This window comes from Pseudomonas sp. Bout1, assembly GCF_034314165.1.
Lineage (GTDB): Bacteria > Pseudomonadota > Gammaproteobacteria > Pseudomonadales > Pseudomonadaceae > Aquipseudomonas.
Genome location: NZ_JAVIWK010000001.1, coordinates 1,092,249 through 1,109,928 on the forward strand (window position 1 = coordinate 1,092,249; position 17,680 = coordinate 1,109,928).

The 17,680-nt window shown below is 60.3% G+C and carries 14 protein-coding genes and 1 pseudogene; 8 read left to right on the plus strand and 7 right to left on the minus strand.

Annotation, left to right across the window (positions count from 1 at the left end):
• Window positions 1–4: 4 nt before the first annotated feature.
• The 3 genes from RGV33_RS04875 to RGV33_RS04885 all read left to right on the plus strand — a co-directional run bounded on the left by RGV33_RS04875 (window position 5) and on the right by RGV33_RS04885 (window position 4,064).
• Complete coding sequence (locus tag RGV33_RS04875) at window positions 5–565, plus strand: RNA polymerase sigma factor (protein WP_322143313.1); 561 nt, start codon at window positions 5–7, stop codon at window positions 563–565.
• Window positions 562–1,551, plus strand: coding sequence for a FecR family protein (locus tag RGV33_RS04880; protein ID WP_322143314.1), 990 nt, complete (start codon window positions 562–564; stop codon window positions 1,549–1,551). Before RGV33_RS04875 ends, RGV33_RS04880 begins: the two co-directional genes overlap by 4 nt.
• Before the next feature lie 272 nt (window positions 1,552–1,823).
• The gene (locus RGV33_RS04885; RefSeq protein WP_322143315.1) at window positions 1,824–4,064 is read left to right on the plus strand and encodes a TonB-dependent receptor; all 2,241 of its coding nucleotides are present in this window, start codon (window positions 1,824–1,826) and stop codon (window positions 4,062–4,064) included.
• 167 nt (window positions 4,065–4,231) lie between these two features.
• On the opposite strand, the gene RGV33_RS04890 is transcribed toward RGV33_RS04885, so the two are convergent.
• Both RGV33_RS04890 and yejK read right to left on the minus strand, forming a co-directional pair.
• Complete coding sequence (locus RGV33_RS04890; RefSeq protein WP_322143316.1) at window positions 4,232–4,582, minus strand: glutaredoxin family protein; 351 nt, start codon at window positions 4,580–4,582, stop codon at window positions 4,232–4,234.
• On the minus strand, window positions 4,582–5,586 hold the full coding sequence (yejK, locus tag RGV33_RS04895) for a nucleoid-associated protein YejK (RefSeq protein WP_010176940.1): 1,005 nt from the start codon (window positions 5,584–5,586) through the stop codon (window positions 4,582–4,584). Before yejK ends, RGV33_RS04890 begins: the two co-directional genes overlap by 1 nt.
• Window positions 5,587–5,982: 396 nt before the next feature.
• Here yejK and RGV33_RS04900 point away from each other — a divergent pair, with 396 nt between their 5' ends.
• Entirely contained in the window at window positions 5,983–6,264 is a 282-nt protein-coding gene (locus tag RGV33_RS04900) for an HU family DNA-binding protein (protein WP_003212743.1), read from the plus strand.
• A gap of 85 nt (window positions 6,265–6,349) precedes the next feature.
• A pseudogene (locus RGV33_RS04905) lies at window positions 6,350–6,449 on the plus strand (outer membrane lipoprotein carrier protein LolA); the annotation flags it as partial.
• Here the strand turns inward: RGV33_RS04905 and rlmF are convergent.
• The 5 genes from rlmF to RGV33_RS04930 all read right to left on the minus strand — a co-directional run bounded on the left by rlmF (window position 6,440) and on the right by RGV33_RS04930 (window position 13,255).
• Window positions 6,440–7,462: a 23S rRNA (adenine(1618)-N(6))-methyltransferase RlmF gene (rlmF, locus tag RGV33_RS04910; RefSeq protein WP_322143317.1), complete on the minus strand. Its 1,023-nt coding sequence runs from the start codon at window positions 7,460–7,462 to the stop codon at window positions 6,440–6,442. The pseudogene RGV33_RS04905 and the gene rlmF sit on opposite strands and share 10 nt — an antisense overlap.
• Before the next feature lie 249 nt (window positions 7,463–7,711).
• Complete coding sequence (locus RGV33_RS04915; protein WP_322143318.1) at window positions 7,712–10,558, minus strand: valine--tRNA ligase; 2,847 nt, start codon at window positions 10,556–10,558, stop codon at window positions 7,712–7,714.
• Window positions 10,559–10,731: 173 nt separating this feature from the next.
• The gene (locus RGV33_RS04920; protein WP_322148615.1) at window positions 10,732–11,136 is read right to left on the minus strand and encodes a DNA polymerase III subunit chi; all 405 of its coding nucleotides are present in this window, start codon (window positions 11,134–11,136) and stop codon (window positions 10,732–10,734) included.
• Between the two features lie 7 nt (window positions 11,137–11,143).
• Window positions 11,144–11,572 (minus strand): DNA polymerase III subunit chi, encoded by a 429-nt coding sequence (locus RGV33_RS04925; RefSeq protein ID WP_322143319.1) that lies wholly within the window; start codon window positions 11,570–11,572, stop codon window positions 11,144–11,146.
• 192 nt (window positions 11,573–11,764) lie between these two features.
• The gene (locus tag RGV33_RS04930) at window positions 11,765–13,255 is read right to left on the minus strand and encodes a leucyl aminopeptidase (RefSeq protein WP_322143320.1); all 1,491 of its coding nucleotides are present in this window, start codon (window positions 13,253–13,255) and stop codon (window positions 11,765–11,767) included.
• Window positions 13,256–13,537: 282 nt separating this feature from the next.
• Here RGV33_RS04930 and lptF point away from each other — a divergent pair, with 282 nt between their 5' ends.
• From lptF to lepA, 3 genes are all read left to right on the plus strand, one after another.
• The gene (gene lptF / locus RGV33_RS04935) at window positions 13,538–14,656 is read left to right on the plus strand and encodes an LPS export ABC transporter permease LptF (protein WP_322143321.1); all 1,119 of its coding nucleotides are present in this window, start codon (window positions 13,538–13,540) and stop codon (window positions 14,654–14,656) included.
• Window positions 14,649–15,728 carry an LPS export ABC transporter permease LptG gene (lptG, locus tag RGV33_RS04940; RefSeq protein ID WP_322143322.1) on the plus strand — a complete coding sequence of 360 codons (1,080 nt, stop codon included), beginning with the start codon at window positions 14,649–14,651 and terminating at the stop codon, window positions 15,726–15,728. Before lptF ends, lptG begins: the two co-directional genes overlap by 8 nt.
• 152 nt (window positions 15,729–15,880) lie before the next feature.
• Window positions 15,881–17,680, plus strand: a complete 1,800-nt coding sequence (gene lepA / locus RGV33_RS04945; protein ID WP_322143323.1) for a translation elongation factor 4 — start codon at window positions 15,881–15,883, stop codon at window positions 17,678–17,680.

Genomic DNA, 17,680 nt, shown 5'->3' on the forward strand with positions numbered 1-17,680 from the left:
GTTGATGATCATCACGCCTCCCGAATCCCAAGAGCAGCACGCCGACGCGGCAGGTGGACGGGCGCATTTTCTGCAAGTGTTCCTGTCCCAACGCTCACAGATGGAAGCATTGGTGAGTCGCCGTGTAGGTTGCCGTGCGACGGCGGCGGACCTGGTGCAGGATTTGTTCCTGCGTTTCTGGCGCCGGCCCTTGGTGCAGGTGGAGGAACTCAGCACCTACCTGCTGCGCTGCGCCGGCAATATCGCCATCGACCACCTGCGCAGCGAAGGCGCCCGGGTGCGCAGCAGCGAAGGCTGGCTGCCAGAGCAACAAGACAACCAAGGCTCCGAGCCCCAGGCCGCGCTGGAGGCGGGCAACGATCTGCGCCATGTCGAAGCGGCCCTGCGCAGCTTGCCGGAACGTACCCGGCAGATCTTCCTGCTCAACCGCATCCATGGCTGCAAGTACGCAGAAATCGCCAAGGCCATGGGCCTGTCCCAAAGTGCCGTGGAAAAACATATGATGCGTGCCCTCGAAGCCTGCAAGGCCAGCCTTCGTGAACCATCGCCAAGGAAAGCACCGTGAATTCTGCTGCCAGCGTCACCCCGACGCCCGACCAGGAACAGGCTGCACTGGCCTGGCTGAGTGTGTTGCACGACCAGCCGAGCAGTGGCGACCAAGCCACCTTCAGCCATTGGCTGCGAGCCGACCCGGCACATGTCGAGGCCTACGCCCAGGCCCAGGTGCTGTGGGAATTGAGTGAAGTGCCGGCGAGAACGTTGGCGGATGAGGACGCCCTGGCGTTGCAGGGCTACCTGAACGCGATGAACACCTCCAGGCGTTCCGGGGTGCGGCGCTGGTCCGGCGCGCTGGCCATGGCCGCTTGCCTGATGCTGATGATTTCGATGGTGGCCGGCTGGCAGCCGTCGCGCTGGGTCGATGATTTTGGCGCTGATTACGTTACCGCTCCGGGCGAGGTGAAGACCGTCACTCTGGCGGATCAAAGCCAGGTGACCCTGGACGCCGACAGCGCCATTGCGGTGGACTTCAGTCACGGTGAGCGCCATATCCAGCTGCGCCGTGGCGCCGGATTTTTCAGCGTGACCCACACGGGCCAGTCCTTCGTGGTCGAGGCCGGCAGCGGTGAGGCGCGGGTGCTGGGCACGCAGTTCGAAGTACGCCTGCAACCGACAGGTGCGCAGGTGACGGTGTTGTCCGGCCGGGTTGGGGTCACGCCGTCCAAGCATGGCCAGCAACAGATTCTCACGGCCGGCCAGCAAGTGGCCTACGCCGACGGTATTGCCGATGAGCTGCACGCGGTCGACAGCGAATCCCGGCTGGCCTGGCGCGACGGCTGGCTCAACTACTACAAGACGCCCCTGGCCGATGTGGTGCACGACCTCGGTCGCTACTACCCCGGTCGCATTCTGCTGCTCAACGACGACCTCGGCGCTCGACGTGTCAGCGGCAGTTTTTCGAGCAAGGACCCCCAAGCAGTCCTCAACGCGCTGCAGGCAGTTTTGGGGTTCGAACAACATTCGCTGCTCGGTCGGATGATTGTGTTGCGCTAGATACCTGGCGCTGTGCCTTCTGGCGTAGCGCTGTCATTACTAACACCTTCGCCCCTGCAAAATCACGGCGCCTTCGCGCTGCGCAGTCTTTTGCCCATTCATTTAACCTTCATCGCAATCGCCAAAACCTGTAACCAAACCGTTACGTGATGCACGGATGATCCTCGGATTCCTGAGCAGGTGGTCAGGAAGATTGGCGGCGCTGTTCACCCAGTTCATATCGCCAATATTTCCCCGATAACAACAGACAGATGCATGTAAGGGATCTACTCGTGACCTACAACAAACTCTATGCCCTGCTTTTAGCATCGGGCCTGGGCGGCTTTGCGCCGCTGGTTCTGGCAGACGATTCGCAGGATGTCGGTTCGGTGCACGTCGCCGGCGAACGGACCCTGGGCACCGGCCACATGATTCAGGAAGAAAGTGCCAAGGCCCGGTCCACCGTGACCAAGGAAGCCATGGACGAAATGGCCCCGACCGCCAACGCCATCGACAAACTCAAATACACGCCGGGCATCAACGTTTCCAGTGATGACGCCAGCGGCATGAGCGGCACCAGCTTCACCATGCGCGGGATGAACTCCGACCAGGTCGGCGTTTCCATGGACGGCGTGCCGATCAACGACTCCGGCAGCTACGGCGTGTATGCCAACCAACTGGGCGACCCGGAAAACGTCGGCGAAGTGTTTGTTACCCAGGGCTCCTCCGAAGCGGACGGCCCGCACATCGGCTCCAGCGGTGGCAATATCGGCATGGTTACCCTCCGGCCAACCAAGGAGCCAGGGTTGTTCGTCAAGCAATCCATCGGCTCCAACAGCCTGCAAAAGTCTTTCGCGCGGCTCAATACCGGTGACCTGGGCGGTTTCAAGACGTGGGTGTCGGCGTCTCACACCGAGGGCGACAAGTGGCGCGGCAAGGGCACTGTGCGCGGTGACAAAGTTGAGTGGAGCACGCTGTTCGAAGACGACAATGGCAACTCCAGCAACTTCACCATGAAGTACAACAAGCAGGAAAACTACAACTACAACACCCTCAGCAAAGCCCAGTTTCAACAACAGGGGCGGCGCCTGGACTACGCCGAAACGCCGGTCTACAAGAACGGTTTGCTGTCGTCTTCCTACAAGCTCAACCGCAACCCGTTCGAAAGTGTCATGACCACCTTCACCCAGCGCTGGCGCCTGCGTGATGACCTGGCCCTGACGGTTGCGCCTTATTACTACTGGGGCAACGGCGGCAGCTTCAGCAGCCAGACCGCGACCAACCTGGGGCCGAAGTCCGACAAGGGCGGCAACTACGACCTGAGCAACCTCAAGTCGGCCAACTACTATCGCCCTTCATGGACCGAGACCTGGCGCCCTGGCGTCACCGTCAAAATGAAATGGGACATCAACGAGGAGCACAGCCTGGACTACGGCTACTGGTACGAGCGCGCTCGCCAGCGCCAGACCCAGCCGTATATCGGGATTAACAGCGAAGGTGCACCCGACGACATCTGGGGCGATTACAACAGTGGCGGCCAAGTGGTCGACAAGAATGGCAAGACCGTCCAAGGGCGCCACCAATACACCGTGACCCCGGCCCAGAAGCTGTGGGTGCAGGACAGTTGGCAAGCCACGCCAGACCTGAGCTTTGTCGGCGGCCTGGCCTACCAGTACGTCGAGCGTGACGGCGACAACCTCGGCAGCCTTTACGACAAGCCGGAAAAACGTAACGCCCGCTACCATCAGTTCCTGCCGAACTTCAGTGCCAAGTACCAGGTCGACGAGAGCAACCAGGCGTTCTACAACGTCACCCGCAACATGCGTACCCCGCAGAACTATGTGCTGTACAACAAGGGTGATTCCCTCAACCTCAACCCCGAGTTGAGCTGGAACCAGGAGCTGGGCTGGCGCTACACCGAAGAGAAAATGGCCCTGAGCGCCACCCTGTTCTACATCACCTTCAAGGACCGTCAGCTGTCGACCACCGACTTGAACGGTGACTACGTGATGGCCAACGTGGGTGACGTGACCAACAAAGGCCTGGAGCTGGAGTGGAGCGGGCTGCTGCCCTACAACTTCAACTATTACGCGTCGTACACCTACACCAAGTCCGAGCAGCAAGACGACTTTGCCAGCAAGAACGTGCTGTTGCCGACCAAGGGCAACCAGTTGGCCAACGTACCGGAAAACATGTTCAACCTGGTGTTCGGGTACGACGACAAGCGCTACTACGGCAACATTGCCGGCAAGTATGTGGGCGCCTTCTACGGTGACTTGACCAACAACGAGAAAATCTCCGGGCGCACCGTGTTTGACCTCAATGCCGGTATCTACCTGCCGGTGGACAAAAAGGTCTTCAAGTCGGCCGCGTTGCGCTTCTCGATGCTCAACGTGTTTGACAAGGAGTACTTGAGCTCGGCGCGCACCGTGTCGTTCAACTCGGCGCCGGTGAATGGCCTGGCGGCCAGTTCGGCTTACTACAACGTAGGTGAGGAGCGTACGGCGATGGTTTCCCTGGAGGCCAACTTCTAAGCCACACACCTTGCTGGGAGGGAATGGGCTTTTGTGGGAGCCGGGCTTGCCCGCGATAGCATCACCTCAGTGCAACTGACTGACCGAGGCGCCTGCATCGCGGGCAAGCCAGCTCCCACACAAGCCAGCTCCCACCTAAGCCTGTTCCCACACTGGGTGGGGCCGGGTTACTTCAAGGCCGCCATGATCGCTTCAGGGTTGTAGTCGCGAATCAGCGTGCCATTCACGTCCACAAATGGAATTCCGCCACCCCCCAACGCCTCATACGCCTTGCGCGCCTGGGCGTCCTTCTCGATATCAAGCTCCCGGTAGGGAATCCCTTTCGAATCCAGAAAGCGCTTGGTTTGCTTGCAGTAGCCGCACCACTGGGTGGAATACAGCACCACACGCGCCGCAACGCGTGTTTGCTCCGGCACCACCTGCGAGGGGTTGAACAGCCGCTCGATCTTGCCCCAGTTCTGGAAAACCACCACCACCAGCAATACCAGCAGAACTTTCTTCAGAACCCCGCCCAGCATCAGTTGCGACGCTTGAGCTGGTCGGTCAACTGGGTCGGCAGGCCCTTGATGATCAAGGTGCCGGCGGCTTCGTCGTACTCGATCTTGTCGCCCAACAGGTGCGCTTCAAAGCTGATGGACAAGCCTTCGGCGCGGCCGGTAAAGCGGCGGAACTGGTTAAGGGTGCGTTTATCGGCCGGGATTTCCGGCGACAGGCCGTAGTCCTTGTTGCGGATGTGATCGTAGAAGGCTTTAGGCCGTTCTTCATCGATCAACCCCGACAGCTCTTCCAGGCCCATCGGCTCGCCGAGCTTGGCCTGGCTGCTGGCGTAGTCCACCAGGGTCTTGGTTTTCTCGCGGGCGGATTCGTCCGGCAGGTCTTCGCTTTCGACGAAGTCGCTGAAGGCCTTGAGCAGGGTGCGGGTTTCACCCGGGCCGTCGACACCTTCCTGGCAACCGATAAAGTCGCGGAAGTATTCCGAGACCTTCTTGCCGTTCTTGCCCTTGATAAACGAGATGTACTGTTTGGACTGCTTGTTGTTCTGCCACTCGGAAACGTTGATTCGCGCGGCGAGGTGCAACTGGCCAAGGTCGAGGTGGCGCGACGGCGTCACGTCCAACTGATCGGTCACCGCCACGCCTTCACTGTGGTGCAGCAGGGCGATCGCCAGGTAATCGGTCATGCCCTGTTGATAGTGGGCAAACAGCACATGGCCGCCGGTGGAGAGGTTGGACTCCTCCATCAGTTTTTGCAGGTGTTCGACTGCAATGCGGCTGAAGGCGGTGAAATCCTTGCCGCCATCAAAGTATTCCTTCAACCAGCCGCTGAACGGGTGCGCGCCGGACTCGGCATGGAAAAAGCCCCAGGCCTTGCCCTGCTTGGCGTTATAGCTCTCGTTGAGGTCGGCAAGCATGTTCTCGATCGCGGCCGACTCGGCAAGTTCGGAGTCGCGGGCGTGGAGAACTGCGGGTGTGCCGTCGGGTTTTTTGTCGATCAGGTGGACGATGCAATGACGGATCGGCATGGGCTTCTCGGCAGGTGAAGGGGAGTGGTTGGGCTCCCGGAAAAAGTCGCCAGTGTACCGCACCCGCTGGGGATGGCGCTGTTCGCAGGATGTTTTGAGGGGTGTCTGACGGGCTATATGCCTTTTTTTCACGGTTTAGAGCGATAAAGCTGACCAAATGGGTATGTTGAGGCGGATATTTCCCCGTCTCTGTGCTAGTTTTGCCCCGTCTTACGCGCAGTCTGGGCGTTAAGCGTGCATTCAGCATTTGTCAGGTCGAACCAAACCCGGTTTCAAGTATCTATAACCCCGATCTTCGTGGTTATAGCCCTTGGGTGCCAGGCCTTGATGGCAGGGCTCGATGGCTGACACTGCACTCTGCAATCCAAATGAATTTGATAGGGAAGGAACACCACAATGGCTATTACTAAAGACCAACTGATCGCTGATCTGGCTGAAGCTGTAGACGCACCGAAAACCACCGTGCGTGCTCTGCTGGACCAACTGAGCCAGATCGTTGCTGATCAGCTGGAAAACGGCGGCGAAATCACTCTGCCAGGCGTTGGCAAACTGAAAGTGACCGAGCGTCCTGCCCGTACTGGCCGTAACCCTTCGACTGGCGCTGCCATCGAAATCGCTGCCAAGAAAGTTATCAAGCTGGTTGTGGCCAAAGGCCTGACCGACGCTGTTAACAAGTAAGACGCAGCAAAAAAAACCGCGCTCCGGAGTGATCCGGGCGCGGTTTTTTGTTGCCTGCGATTTGGTTTTAACTGTGGGAGCGGGCTTGCCCGCGAAGATCGTCAACGATAACGCGGGGCATCTGATACCCCGCGGCGCCTGTAGGTTCTTCGCGAGCAAGCTCGCTCCTACAGGGTTAGTCTTTACGCGCCCAGCGCTGGCGCCACACCTGTTGCTCGCTTGGGGTCTGGAAGGTCCAGGCGACGAAGCGGCTTTGCTTCTGGCCCTGGGACATCTCCACTACCTGGCTTTCCAGCACGCCAGCCTTCCTCAGCGCTGTCTGGATCGCCGGCAGGTTTGACGCCTTCGACACCAGGGTGCTGAACCACAGCACTTTATGCTGGAAATGCGCGCTTTCAGCGATCAGCTGCGTCACAAACCGCGCTTCCCCGCCTTCACACCACAGTTCCGCCGACTGACCACCGAAGTTCAGTACCGGCAACTTGCGCTTCGGATCAGCCTTGCCCAGTGCGCGCCATTTGCGCTCGCTACCCTTGGTCGCTTCATCCATGGAGGCGTGGAACGGCGGGTTGCACATGGTCAGGTCAAAACGCTCGCCCGGCTCCAGCAGGCCCAGCAGGATCTGCTTGGGATTGGTTTGCTGGCGCAGTTGGATGGCCTTGTTCAGCCCGTTGGACTGCACGATCGCCTTGGCGGCGGCCACGGCAGTCGGGTCGACCTCCGAGCCGAGGAAGTTCCAGCGGTATTCGCTGTAGCCAATCAGCGGATAGACGCAGTTGGCGCCCATGCCGATGTCCAGCACCTTCACCGGCGCGCCACGGGGAATCACGCCTTCGTTGACGCTGGCCAGCAGGTCGGCGAGGAAGTGCACGTAGTCGGCACGCCCCGGAACCGGTGGGCACAGGTAATCAGCCGGAATGTCCCAGTGATTGATGCCGTAGAACGCCTTGAGCAACGCCCGGTTGAACACCCGCACCGCGTCGGGGCTGGCGAAGTCGATGCTTTCCTTGCCGTACGGGTTGATGATCACGAATTGCGCCAGTTCCGGCGTGGTCTTGATCAGCGCCTGGAAGTCGTAACGGCCCTGGTGGCGGTTACGCGGGTGCAAGGTGGCCTCTTTCCGGGGCGCGACGGGCAAGGCCTGCGTAGTGGATTTAGGCTTCTTGCGCGGTGCTTTGGGTGTGCTGGGGGCGGTCATGGGCTGCGTCGATTCTGGAATTTGGCTCAAAGTGGCGGGCATTGTCCCACATTCTTGAGTCGAACTCGGTCAAATGTGGGAGCTGGCTTGCCTGCGATGCAGGCGACTCGGTGTATCTGCCAAACCGAGGTGAGGCCATCGCAGGCAAGCCAGCTCCCACATTGATCGGGTTTTCAAAGAGATATGTCATTGCTTGCCTGGGCAAAAAAAAAGAGACCCGAAGGTCTCTTTTTTCACACGGGCTGCCCCTTACAGGCTGGAAATCCGTGCATGTTGCTCGGCCAGTTTGCCCAAAGCCTGTTCTGCTTCAGCCAGTTTGGCGCGTTCTTTCTCGATGACTTCGGCCGGGGCCTTGTCGACGAAGGCCGCATTGGACAGCTTGCCGCCCACCCGTTGCACTTCGCCTTGCAGGCGCAGGATTTCCTTGTCCAGGCGCGCCAGTTCGGCATTTTTGTCGATCAGGCCGGCCATTGGCACCAGCACTTCCATCTCGCCAACCAGTGCGGTGGCGGACAGCGGCGCTTCGGCGCCTGCGGCCAATACAGTGATCGACTCCAGCTTCGCCAGCTTCTTGAGCAACGCGTCATTCTCGGTGAGACGACGCAGGTCCTCGCTGCTGGCGTTCTTCACGAACACTGCCAGCGGCTTGCCTGGCCCGATGTTCATCTCGGCGCGAATGTTACGCGTGCCCATCATCAGGGTCTTGAGCCACTCGATATCGCTTTCGGCCGCCTCATCAATACGCGCCTCGTTGGCCACCGGCCAAGGTTGCAGCATGATGGTCTTGCCGTCTTTGCCGGCCAGCGGCGCGAGGCGCTGCCAGATTTCTTCGGTGATGAACGGCATGAACGGGTGCGCCAGGCGTAGCGCCACTTCCAGCACGCGTACCAGGGTGTGACGGGTGCCGCGCTGACGTTCGATCGGCGCGTTCTCGTCCCACAACACGGGCTTGGAGAGTTCCAGGTACCAGTCGCAATACTGGTTCCAGATGAACTCGTACAAGGCCTGCGCCGCCAGGTCGAAGCGGAACTGATCGAGTTGACGGGTCACTTCGGCTTCGGTGCGCTGCAACTGCGAGATGATCCAGCGGTCCGCCAGGGACAGCTCGATGGCCTCGCCGTTCTGGCCGCAGTCTTCGCCTTTATCCAGCACGTAGCGCGCAGCGTTCCAGATCTTGTTGCAGAAGTTGCGATAGCCTTCGACGCGGCCCATGTCGAACTTGATGTCGCGGCCGGTGGAGGCCAGCGAGCAGAAGGTGAAGCGCAGGGCGTCGGTGCCGTAGCTGGCAATGCCATCGGCGAATTCGTCGCGGGTCTGCTTCTCGATCTTCTTCGCCAGTTTCGGCTGCATCAGGCCCGAGGTGCGCTTTTGCACCAGGGTTTCCAGGTCGATGCCGTCGATGATGTCCAGCGGGTCCAGGACGTTGCCCTTGGACTTGGACATCTTCTGGCCCTGGCCGTCACGCACCAGGCCGTGCACGTACACGGTCTTGAACGGCACCTGCGGGGTGCCGTCTTCGTTTTTCACCAAGTGCATGGTGAGCATGATCATCCGGGCAACCCAGAAGAAAATGATATCGAAGCCGGTGACCAGCACGTCGGTGGAGTGGAATTTCTTCAGGAACTCGGTCTGTTGCGGCCAGCCGAGGGTGGAGAACGTCCACAGGCCCGAGCTGAACCAGGTGTCCAGTACGTCGTTGTCCTGTTGCAGCGCCACGTCCGGGCCGAGGTTGTGCTTGGCACGTACTTCGGCTTCGTCGCGGCCCACGTAGACCTTGCCCGACTCGTCGTACCAGGCCGGAATCCGGTGGCCCCACCACAGCTGACGGCTGATGCACCAATCCTGGATGTCACGCATCCACGAGAAGTACATGTTTTCGTACTGCTTAGGCACGAACGCGATGCGGCCGTCTTCCACGGCAGCAATCGCAGGTTCAGCCAGCGGCTTGGTGGACACGTACCACTGGTCGGTCAGCCAAGGCTCGATGATGGTGCCGGAACGGTCGCCCTTCGGCACTTTGAGGCCGTGGTCGTCAACGCTCACCAGCAGGCCGGCGGCGTCGAAGGCCGCAACGATCTGCTTGCGCGCTTCGAAGCGGTCGAGGCCGGCGTATTCAGCCGGGATCTTGCCGTCGATGCTCTCGTTCAGCGTGCCGTCGAGGTTGAATACCTGGCAGGCCGGCAGGACAGCGGCGTTCTTGTCGAAGATGTTCAGCAGCGGCAGGTTGTGGCGCTTGCCGACTTCGTAGTCGTTGAAATCGTGGGCCGGGGTGATTTTCACGCAGCCGGTGCCAAATGCAGGGTCGCAGTAATCATCGGCGATGATCGGGATGCGACGGCCAACCAGCGGCAGCTCAACGAACTTGCCGATCAGCGCCTGGTAGCGCTCGTCGTTTGGGTTAACCGCAACGGCAGCATCGCCCAGCATGGTTTCCGGACGGGTGGTGGCGACGACCAGGTAGTCGTTGCCTTCGGCGGTCTTGGCGCCGTCAGCCAGCGGGTACTTGAGGTTCCACAGGAAACCCTTCTCGTCGTGGTTTTCCACTTCAAGGTCGGAAATCGCCGTGTGCAGCTTGGTGTCCCAGTTGACCAGGCGCTTGCCGCGGTAGATCAGGCCGTCTTCATGCAGGCGCACAAAGGCTTCTTTCACGGCTTCCGACAGGCCATCGTCCATGGTGAAGCGCTCGCGGCTCCAGTCGACGGACGAACCCAGGCGGCGGATCTGACGGCTGATGTTGCCGCCGGACTGGTCCTTCCATTCCCAGATTTTTTCCAGGAATTTCTCGCGACCCAAGTCGTGACGGCTTTGGCCGGTAGCTTCCAGTTGGCGTTCCACCAGCATTTGGGTGGCGATACCGGCGTGGTCGGTGCCTGGCTGCCACAGGGTGTTGCGACCCTGCATACGGCGGAAACGAATCAGGGCATCCATGATCGCATTGTTGAAGCCATGGCCCATGTGCAGGCTGCCAGTGACGTTCGGTGGCGGAATCATGATGGTGTAGGCATCGCCCGCGCCTTGCGGAGCGAAATAATTCTCGGACTCCCAGGTCTGGTACCAGGAAGTTTCAATAGCGTGCGGCTGGTAGGTCTTATCCATGCGCGGCGGGACCCTAGTTGGCATTAATTCAGGAAAGCCGACAAGTATAGCGGGGGATAGGGCAAATGTGGGAGCTGGCTTGCCTGCGATTGCGGTGTAGCAGTCACTGATGAGGTTGACTGAAAAACCGCTATCGCAGGCAAGCCAGCTCCCACAGGGATTTGGGTTCGAACTCAGTTCTGATACTGGCTCAACAACCGCTCCATGCGCGCATCCAGTCGGCGCTTGATCTCGGTTTCGATATGCGGGGCAAAATCATCGATCACGTCTTGCATGATCAATTGCGCGGCGGCGCGCAGTTCGTTGTCTAGGTGCAGCAGCAGGGCGTCGGGCGCTTTTTCGGCGGCCGGTACGGCAACCGCTGGAGCAGGCGCGGCTTGCGCCACGGGCGTTTCGACAGGCTGCGGCGCCACAGGCTTGCCACCGACCATATCGAACAGCAAAGGAATTTGTACGTCACCGTTGACCGCATCGGTCAGCAGCGGCGGTTGCAGGTCATCATCACCGAGCAGCTTGCGGATCGACTCAAGGTCATCCAGCAGGTGGTCAGAGTCTTTTAGCGGGTTTGGAGTGTCCATCATGTGCTCAAAGTCGTTGTAGCCGGTGATCTTGCAGAGAATAGCCCTGTTCACGGTAGAAACGGAAACTCTCCCGCGCGGCCTGACGAATAGCCGGGTCTTCCACCACCACTTCCGCCACACGGGCGAAACCCTTGGCGAAGGCCGGTACTTTCAGGTCGAGGTTGACCAGCAGGTCTGTGTGGTCGCCACAGCTGTCGCCCAAACCCAGCACCACCAGGCCGTCAGGCTCTGATTCGGCGGGGCCGTGTGGCACGAAGCTTTCGCCCTTGAAGCGCCACAGGCGGGCGTCGAGGTCGTCACGCTGGGCGGCGTCGCTGCAATGCAGGTAGATGCGGTGGCCCATGCGCCAGGCTTTTTCGGTGAGCTTGCAGGCAAAGTCCAGGCGCGCGGAAGGATCGGCGCTGGGCAATATATAGAAGTCGACTTGGGTCATTGGGGGTCCTGATAGCCGCGCCGCATGTGTAGATACTGTCTGATCGACCACCACGAAATCCCGTAGCAGCTGTCGCGCCTAAGCGAGGCTGCGTTGCGGTGTGTCAGATATTCCGCTGACGCAGCCTCGCCGGGGCTCGGCAGCTGCTACGGTCGGGGCGGCGTTGAAATCGCCGCCCCGGGGTCGTCAGTTTCAGGCTTTGGCGCGGTCCAGCAGGTATTGGGTCAACAATGGAACCGGACGGCCAGTGGCGCCCTTGTCCTTGCCGCCGCTGGTCCAGGCAGTGCCGGCGATGTCCAGGTGGGCCCAGTTGAAGTTCTTGGCGAAGCGCGACAGGAAGCAGGCTGCAGTGATGGTGCCGGCTTTCGGGCCGCCAATGTTGGCGATGTCGGCGAACGGGCTGTCCAGCTGTTCCTGGTACTCGTCGAACAGCGGCAGTTGCCAGGCGCGGTCGTCAGCCGCCTTGCCGGCGCTGAGTAGTTGGCCGATCAGTTCGTCGTTGTTGCCCAGCAGGCCCGATGTGTGGGCGCCCAGGGCAACCACGCAGGCGCCGGTGAGGGTGGCGATGTCGATCACGGCTTGGGGCTTGAAGCGTTCGGCGTAGGTCAGTGCGTCGCACAATACCAGGCGGCCTTCGGCGTCGGTGTTGAGGATTTCCACGGTCTGGCCGCTGAGGGTGGTGACGATATCGCCCGGACGCGCCGCGCCGCCGCTTGGCATGTTCTCGGCGCAGGCCAGGATGCACACCAGGTTGATCGGCAGCTTGAGTTCCAGCACGGCACGCAGGGTACCGAATACGCTGGCGGCGCCGCCCATGTCGTACTTCATCTCGTCCATGCCCAGGCCCGGCTTGAGGCTGATGCCGCCGGTGTCGAAGGTGATGCCTTTGCCGACCAGGGCGTAAGGCTTCTCGGACTTCTTGCCGCCGTTGTATTGCATCACGATCAGGCGTGGCGGCTGGTCGCTGCCCTGGCCCACGGCATAGAACGAGCCCATGCCCAGTTCCTTGATCTTTTTCTCATCCAGGACTTCAACTTTGAGGCCCTTGAATTCCTTGCCCAATGCCTTGGCTTGTTCGCCCAGGTAGGTGGGGTGGCAGATGTTCGGAGGCAGGTTGCCCAGGTCACGGGTGAACGCCATGCCGCCGGCGATGGCCTGGGCATGGGTCACGGCGCGTTCGACTTCAGCCTGGGCGGCCTTGATGGTCAGCAGGGTGACTTTCTTCAGGGCGCGGGGTTCGGCCTTGGTGCTCTTGAACTGGTCGAAGACGTAGCCGCCGTCCAGCAGGCTTTCGGCCAGCAGGCGGGTCTTGCCGTAGCTATCGCGGCCCTTGACTACAATTTCGTCCAGCGCCAGCGCTGCGTCGGTGCCGCCCAGGCCCTTGAGGGTCGTGAGGATGCTGCTGATGATCTTGCGGAACGGGCGGTCGCCCAGTTCGGCTTCTTTACCAACGCCCACCAGCAATACGCGCTCGGCTTTAAGGTTGGGCAGGCTTTGCAGCAGCAGGCTTTGGCCGACTTTGCCGGCCAGGTCACCGCGCTTGAGGACCGCGCTGATGGCGCCGCCGCTCAGTTCGTCCAGTTGCTTGGCGGCAACGCCGAGCTTGCGGCCTTCGCCGACAGCGACCACGAGGGTGGCGGTTTTCAACGTTTCGGGGCTAACGCTTTTTACAACCAGTTCCATTTTCGGGTCCCTTATAAAGGTCAGTGAGCCTGGAGTCTGTACTCCGGCTTGTAAGCTTGGCAGCCTGTAGGCCGCTCGCGACAAAGGCCGCAGTTTGAACCTCGCCGCCCGAGGCTGACAACCCTTGTGGGCAGCTTTGTGCACGTGCACGAGCAAGCTCCGTGACAGGCGCGACCAATCACAGGATAATGCGCCATCTTTTTAGCCGGCCTGTGTCACAGGGTCGACTCGATATGCTTGCTTGTTTGGCCGCCTTAGCCTGACAACCCTGGAGTGTCTGGTTTGATCGTCTTCCGTTATCTGTCCCGCGAAGTCCTGTTGACCCTGAGTGCCGTGAGTGCGGTATTGCTGGTCATCATCATGAGTGGTCGCTTCGTCAAATACCTCGCCCAGGCCGCCTCGGGTGCCCTGGATCCAGGCTCGCTGTTCCTGATCATGGGTTTTCGCCTGCCAGGCTTCCTGCAGCTGATCCTGCCACTGGGCCTGTTTCTCGGGATCCTGTTGGCCTACGGCCGCTTGTACCTTGAAAGCGAAATGACCGTGCTGTCAGCCACCGGCATGAGCCAGCAGCGCCTGCTGGCCATGACCATGGTCCCCGCCACCGGTATCGCGCTGATCGTGGCCTGGTTGAGCCTGAGCCTGGCGCCCCAGGGTGCCTTGCAGTTCCAACTGGTGCTCAACAAACAGGACGCCATGACCGAATTCGACACCCTGGAGCCAGGCCGCTTCCAGGCGCTCAACGACGGCACCCGGGTGACCTACACCGAGCAACTGTCGGATGACCGTGCCAACCTGGGCGGTGTGTTCATCTCCCAGAAAAACCTCGGCCAGAACCAGAAAGACCGTGGTATTTCCATACTGGTGGCCGACAGCGGGCGCCAGGAAGTGCGCCCGGACGGCAGCCGCTACCTGATCCTGGAGAACGGTTATCGCTATGACGGCAGCCCCGGGCAGGCCGATTACCGCGCAATCAAGTACGACACTTATGGCGTGATGCTGGCCCGGCCGGACGTCAGCGACGAAGTGACCGACCGCGACGCGATCCCGACGCCCGACCTGATCGGCAGCAAGGAATTGCGCTCGATCGCCGAGCTGCAATGGCGGATTTCCTTGCCGCTGCTGGTGTTTATCGTGACCTTGATGGCCGTGCCGCTGTCCCGGGTCAACCCACGCCAGGGCCGCTTCCTCAAGCTGTTGCCGGCGATCCTGCTGTATATGGCGTACCTGACCATCCTGATTTCCGCCCGTGGCTCCCTGGAGAAGGGCAAGCTGCCGCCGGCCCTCGGGTTGTGGTGGGTCCACGGGGTTTTCCTGGCGATTGGCCTGGGCCTGCTTTATTGGGAACCGTTGCGCTTGAAGATGCAGAGTCGTCGCAGCATGAAGGAGATGGCTCGTGGTTAAGCTCGACCGCTACATTGGTAGCAGCGTCCTGGTCGCAATCCTTGCGGTACTGGGCATTATTCTGGGTTTGGCTTCGCTGTTCGCCTTCATTGATGAAGTCGGCAACGTCAGCGATACGTACACCGTTGCCGACGTTCTGAGCTACGTGGCGCTGACCGCACCCCGTCGTCTCTACGACATGATGCCGATGGCGGCGCTGATCGGCTGCCTGATCGGCCTGGGCAGCCTGGCCAGCAACAGCGAACTGACCATCATGCGCGCGGCGGGTGTTTCCATCGGCCGCATCGTGTGGGCGGTCATGAAGCCGATGCTGTTGCTGATGGTGGTCAGCGTGCTGATCGGTGAATACGTGGCGCCTCCCGCCGAATCCACGGCCCAGGCCAATCGTGCGCTGGCCCAGGGTTCGGGTGATGCGCAGAGCTCCAGGCATGGCCTGTGGCACCGTCAGGGTGAAGAATTTATCCACATCAACGCCGTGCAGCCGGGCGGCTTGTTGATCGGTGTCACCCGTTATCATTTCGATAAGGAACGTCACCTGCTGTCGTCCAGCTTCGCCAAACGTGCGCAGTACGCCGACGAAAAGTGGCAACTGAGCGAAGTGAGTACCACCTATTTCCGCGATATCGGCAAGGGTGCGGCCTCCAGCACCGAAGTGATCAATGTGCCGACAGAGCCGTGGGATATTTCCCTCAAGCCTGAATTGCTGAACACGGTGGTGATGATTCCCGAAAGCCTGCCTATCTCCGGCCTGTGGGGTTATATCCATTACCTCAAGGACCAGGGCTTGAACAACGGTCGTTATTGGCTGGCGTTTTGGGTCAAGGTGTTGCAGCCGGTGGTGACTGCCGCGCTGGTGCTGATGGCGATCTCGTTCATCTTCGGCCCGCTGCGCTCCGTCACCCTCGGCCAGCGTGTGTTTACCGGCGTATTGGTGGGCTTCACGTTCCGTATTGCCCAGGACCTGCTGGGGCCGTCCAGCCTGGTATTCGGTTTCTCGCCGCTGTTTGCGGTGCTGGTACCGACCGGCATCTGCGCCGTGGCCGGCTTCTGGCTGTTGCGTCGGGCCGGTTGAGCCCGCGCTTATGAACAAAAAATGCCCCGCTCGAACGAACGGGGCATTTTTGTTCTTGGTCACCGTGGATGACGTCTGGTCTGCGCATCAGGTACAATTCCCGGCTATTTTTCAGCGGGCAGTCTGCCTGCAGCCTTTTTGAGTGTTGATCCGTGAGTGATTTGAGTCATATCCGCAATTTCTCCATCATCGCCCACATTGACCATGGCAAGTCGACGCTGGCCGATCGATTCATCCAGATGTGCGGCGGCCTTGCCGAGCGTGAAATGGAAGCCCAGGTGCTGGACTCCATGGACCTCGAGCGCGAGCGCGGGATCACCATCAAGGCCCACAGCGTTACCCTGTACTACGCCGCCAAAGACGGTATCAAGTACCAGCTCAACTTCATTGACACCCCGGGCCACGTCGACTTCACCTATGAAGTCAGCCGTTCGCTGGCGGCCTGTGAAGGTGCGCTGCTGGTAGTGGACGCGGGCCAGGGCGTTGAAGCCCAGTCCGTCGCCAACTGCTACACCGCCATCGAGCAAGGCCTGGAAGTGATGCCGGTGCTGAACAAGATCGACCTGCCACAGGCCGATCCGGACCGCGTCAAGGAAGAGATCGAGAAGATCATCGGCATTGACGCCACCGACGCCGTCGAGTGCAGCGCCAAGACCGGCCTGGGCGTCGACGAAGTGCTCGAGCGCCTGGTCAAGACCATTCCAGCCCCCACCGGCAACTACGAAGATCCGCTGCAAGCGTTGATCATCGACTCCTGGTTCGACAACTACCTGGGCGTTGTATCCCTGGTACGCGTGCGCCACGGCCGTGTGAAGAAGGGCGACAAGATCCTGGTCAAATCCACCGGCAAGATCCACCTGGTGGACAGCGTGGGTGTGTTCAACCCCAAGCACACCGCAACCGTTGATCTGAAAGCCGGTGAAGTGGGCTTCATCATCGCCGGTATCAAGGACATCCACGGTGCACCGGTGGGTGACACCCTGACCTTGAGCACCACCCCTGACGTCGACGTGCTGCCGGGCTTCAAACGCATCCAGCCGCAGGTGTACGCCGGCCTGTTCCCGGTCAGCTCCGACGACTTTGAGGATTTTCGCGAAGCCCTGCAGAAGCTGACCCTCAACGACTCGTCGTTGCAGTACACCCCGGAAAGCTCCGACGCCCTGGGCTTCGGCTTCCGTTGCGGTTTCCTGGGCATGCTGCACATGGAAATCATCCAGGAGCGCCTCGAGCGCGAATACGACCTGGACCTGATCACCACCGCGCCAACCGTTATTTTTGAGCTGTTGCTGAAAACCGGTGAAACGATTTACGTCGACAACCCGTCCAAGCTTCCGGACCTGTCTTCCATCGAAGACATGCGCGAACCGATCGTGCGGGCCAATATTCTTGTGCCGCAGGAACACTTGGGTAACGTCATTACCCTGTGTGTTGAAAAGCGTGGTTTGCAACACGACATGCTGTTCCTCGGTACCCAGGTGCAAGTGACCTACGATTTGCCGATGAACGAAGTGGTCCTGGACTTCTTCGACCGTCTCAAATCCACCAGCCGCGGCTATGCTTCGCTGGATTATCATTTTGACCGTTACCAATCAGCTAATCTGGTGAAGCTGGATGTGCTGATCAACGGTGACAAGGTCGATGCCCTGGCGCTGATCGTGCACAAGGACAACGCGCACTACAAAGGTCGCCAGTTGACCGAAAAGATGAAAGAACTGATTCCGCGCCAGATGTTCGACGTCGCGATCCAGGCCGCTATTGGCGGGCAGATCATTGCACGGACCTCCGTCAAGGCACTCAGAAAGAACGTACTGGCCAAATGCTATGGCGGCGACGTCAGCCGTAAGCGCAAGCTGCTCGAGAAGCAAAAGGCCGGTAAAAAACGCATGAAGCAAGTGGGCAACGTGGAAATTCCACAAGAAGCCTTCCTTGCGGTGCTCAGGTTGGATAGTTAG

Excerpts from the sequence above, each read along its gene's own strand:
- RGV33_RS04875 (WP_322143313.1), top strand. The coding sequence starts at position 5 with ATGATCATCACGCCTCCCGAATCCCAAGAGCAGCACGCCGACGCGGCA.
- RGV33_RS04890 (WP_322143316.1), bottom strand. The coding sequence starts at position 4,582 with ATGCTGGGCGGGGTTCTGAAGAAAGTTCTGCTGGTATTGCTGGTGGTG.
- yejK (WP_010176940.1), bottom strand. The coding sequence starts at position 5,586 with ATGCCGATCCGTCATTGCATCGTCCACCTGATCGACAAAAAACCCGAC.
- RGV33_RS04900 (WP_003212743.1), top strand. The coding sequence starts at position 5,983 with ATGGCTATTACTAAAGACCAACTGATCGCTGATCTGGCTGAAGCTGTA.
- rlmF (WP_322143317.1), bottom strand. The coding sequence starts at position 7,462 with ATGACCGCCCCCAGCACACCCAAAGCACCGCGCAAGAAGCCTAAATCC.
- RGV33_RS04915 (WP_322143318.1), bottom strand. The coding sequence starts at position 10,558 with ATGGATAAGACCTACCAGCCGCACGCTATTGAAACTTCCTGGTACCAG.
- RGV33_RS04920 (WP_322148615.1), bottom strand. The coding sequence starts at position 11,136 with ATGGACACTCCAAACCCGCTAAAAGACTCTGACCACCTGCTGGATGAC.
- RGV33_RS04925 (WP_322143319.1), bottom strand. The coding sequence starts at position 11,572 with ATGACCCAAGTCGACTTCTATATATTGCCCAGCGCCGATCCTTCCGCG.
- RGV33_RS04930 (WP_322143320.1), bottom strand. The coding sequence starts at position 13,255 with ATGGAACTGGTTGTAAAAAGCGTTAGCCCCGAAACGTTGAAAACCGCC.